At 76.3% G+C, this 2,915-nt stretch carries 2 protein-coding genes and 1 pseudogene; all 3 read right to left on the reverse strand.

The features are described 5' to 3' along the window. A pseudogene (locus HLB09_RS15225) lies at positions 1 to 435 on the reverse strand (hypothetical protein); the annotation flags it as partial. Beyond that, the gene (locus HLB09_RS15230; protein WP_171204174.1) at positions 419 to 1,429 is read right to left on the reverse strand and encodes an NAD-dependent epimerase/dehydratase family protein; all 1,011 of its coding nucleotides are present in this window, start codon (positions 1,427 to 1,429) and stop codon (positions 419 to 421) included. The gene HLB09_RS15230 and the pseudogene HLB09_RS15225, both read right to left, overlap by 17 nt. Next, on the reverse strand, positions 1,426 to 2,607 hold the full coding sequence (locus HLB09_RS15235; protein ID WP_171204175.1) for an NAD-dependent epimerase/dehydratase family protein: 1,182 nt from the start codon (positions 2,605 to 2,607) through the stop codon (positions 1,426 to 1,428). The genes HLB09_RS15230 and HLB09_RS15235 overlap by 4 nt, the downstream gene beginning before the upstream one ends. Positions 2,608 to 2,915 lie beyond the last annotated feature (308 nt).

Raw genomic sequence — 2,915 nt, forward strand, 5'->3', positions numbered from 1 at the left:
GAGCGCGAGCGAGGCGGCCACCGCGGCGAGCAGGGCGCCGACCGAGGCCAGCAGCCCGGCGGGGACCCGCCACAGCACCGCGGCGAGCCCGGCGACGACGACGAGGACGAGCAGGGGCTCGAGCACCCCGCGCCCTCCGGCGGCCACCTGCGCGGGGCCGACGGCCGCGGGCAGCGCGGCGAGCGCGGCCAGCCAGCGCCAGGCTCCCCAGCGGACGGCGAGGACCGCCACCAGCAGCGCCGCCACGACGGCCGCGACCCGGGCGACCCACGCCTCGGCGACGTCGTCACCGGAGACGGGGGCGAGGCTCCGGACGACCAGGGCCGCGAGGACGAGCAGCGCGAGCGGCCAGTCCCCCGCGAGCCGGCTGCGCGCGGGAGCCGGCCCGGCCTCGACGGGGCGGGCGCGGACCGCCACCTCAGGCGACGTCGCCACGCGCGCCCCCGCCGGCGCCCGCAGCAGCCCCGCCGTCGACCCGGCTCCCGTCTCCACCGTCGAGCCCCGCGGGCCGGAAGTCCGGCCACACGGTCGCCATGCCCTCGGCGAGCGCCGTCGACGGCGCGTAGCCGAGGGAGCGCGCGCGGGAGACGTCGACGACGACGGCGGGCATCTCGCCCGGCCGGGCCGGCTGGTGGTCGACGGGGATCGGCGCGCCCGTGGCCTCGCGGGCCGCGGCGACCATCTCGTTGACCGTGTACGAGCGCGCCCCGCCGACGATCACCGGCCCCGACGGCCACCCCAGGGCGGCCTGCGCGAGCGCGCGGGCGGCGTCGTGGACGTGCACGAGGTCGCGCCGCTGCTCCCCGTCGCCGTAGACGACGACGCCGCGGCCCTCGGCGGCCGCGCGCATGAGCCGCGGCACGAAGCTGTCCTTCGCGCGCATCCCGGGCCCGTAGACGTTCGTCAGCCGGACCACGGGCGCGCGCAGCCCGAAGGCGCCCGCGTACCCCGACAGGAGCATCTCGCCGGCCGCCTTCGTCGCGCCGTACGGCGTGAGGGGGCGCAGCGGCAGCGCCTCGGTGATGGTGCCGCGCCCGTCCGCGCCGGCGCCCACGTCGCCGACGACGGCGTTCGTCGAGGCCAGGACGAAGGCGCCGACGCCGCGCTCGCGGCACAGCTCGAGCAGGCCCGCCGTCGCCACGACGTTGAGGTCCGTCGTCTCGGCCGGCTGCTCGACCGAGCCGAGCACGGACGTGATCGCCGCGAGGTGCACGACGGCGTCGAGCCCGGGCACGACGGAGCGCTCGCGGACGCCGGCGTCGCGCAGGTCGCCGAGCGTCGTGGGCACGTCGGGGTGCTCGGTGCGGTCGACCGCGCTCACCACGGCGCCCGCCGCGCGCAGCTCGCGCACGACGTGGCGGCCGACGAAGCCCGAGGCCCCCGTGACGAGGACGCGCGGCCCCCCGGCCGCCCCCGTCGCGGCGCTCACGAGCCGGACAGGCGCAGGGCGGGGGCCTCGTTGGCGGCGCGGCGCCAGTCGACGACGGGCTTCATGGCCTCGCGGTCCACCCGGTGCGCGTGCTCCTCGACGACCTTGAACATCGACGTGAGCAGCGTGTCGGACAGCGTGTGCGGCTGCAGGCCGAGGGACTCCAGCGCCGTGTGGACGAAGCTGTAGTAGTGGTCCTCGATCTCCACGCGGGGGTTGTCGACGTGGACGACCTCGGCGACGCCGGGGTAGGCGGCCCGCACCGTCTCGGCCATCTGCGAGAGGGAGAACTTCTCCGTCGCCTGGTTGAACACGCGGAACTCGCCGCGGTCGGCCGGGTTCTCGCAGGCCAGGCGGATGCACTCGACGGTGTCGCGGATGTCGATCGTCGCGCGCGTCTGCGAGCCGCCGCCGTAGACCGTGAGCGGCTCGCCGAGCACGGCCTGGATGGCGAAGCGGTTGATGACCGTGCCGAACACCGAGTCGTAGTCGAGCCGGGTGGCCAGGCGCGGGTCGAGCGCCGTCTCGTCGGTCTCCTGGCCGTACACGACGCCCTGGTTGAGGTCGGTGACGCGCAGGCCCCAGATGCGGCAGCCGAACTCGAGGTTGTGCGAGTCGTGCACCTTGCTCAGGTGGTAGAAGCTGCCCGGCTTCTTGGGGAACATCATCCGGTCGGTGCGGCCCTTGTGGGTGACCTCGAGCCACCCCTCCTCGATCTCGATGTTGGGCTGGCCGTACTCGCCCATCGTGCCGAGCTTGACGACGTGCACGTCGCGGTCGAGCTCGCCGATCGCGTACATGAGGTTGAGGGTGCCGACGACGTTGTTGACCTGCGTGTGCACCGCGTGCTTGCGGTCGATCATCGAGTACGGCGCCGCCCGCTGCTCCGCGAAGTGCACGACGGCGTCGGGGGCGAACTCGCGCAGGACGGCGTAGAGGCCGTCGGCGTCGCAGAGGTCGGTCGTGTAGGACGCGAGGCTCTTCCCGCTGACCTCGCGCCAGGCGCGCACGCGGGTCGCCATCGACTCGATGGGGACGAGGCTGCCGGCGCCCAGCTCGTGGTCGTACTGGCGCCGCAGGCCGTTGTCGAGCACGCCGACGTCGTGACCGCGGGCGGACAGGTACATGGCCGTCGGCCACCCCAGGTAACCGTCTCCACCCAGGACCAGGATGCGCATCGGACTCCCTCTCGCGGGCCCCGCCCGCTGCTGAGCCGCGACCGGTGCCGCGACGGGGCCGACGGTAGCCGCAGGGCGCCGCCGAGGGGGCGCGCGGGGCCGTGCGGCGCGTCAGGACGCGCTCGAGGACGGCGCTCGAGGACGGCGGGCCGGGCGGTGCGGTGGAGGCGCGCCGGGCGCGGAGCCGGGCGGGGGACGCCGCCGCGGCGGGCGGAGGAGCCGCCGCACCCGCCGCTCAAGGACCTCGCCGCGCGTGCCGATGCACCGGCGGGGCCCTCGTCGGCCCCGCGCGGGGACGGGCCCCGCAG

Source organism: Pseudokineococcus marinus, from assembly GCF_013004605.1.
In the GTDB taxonomy this organism is placed as follows: Bacteria; Actinomycetota; Actinomycetes; order Actinomycetales; family Quadrisphaeraceae; genus Pseudokineococcus; species Pseudokineococcus marinus.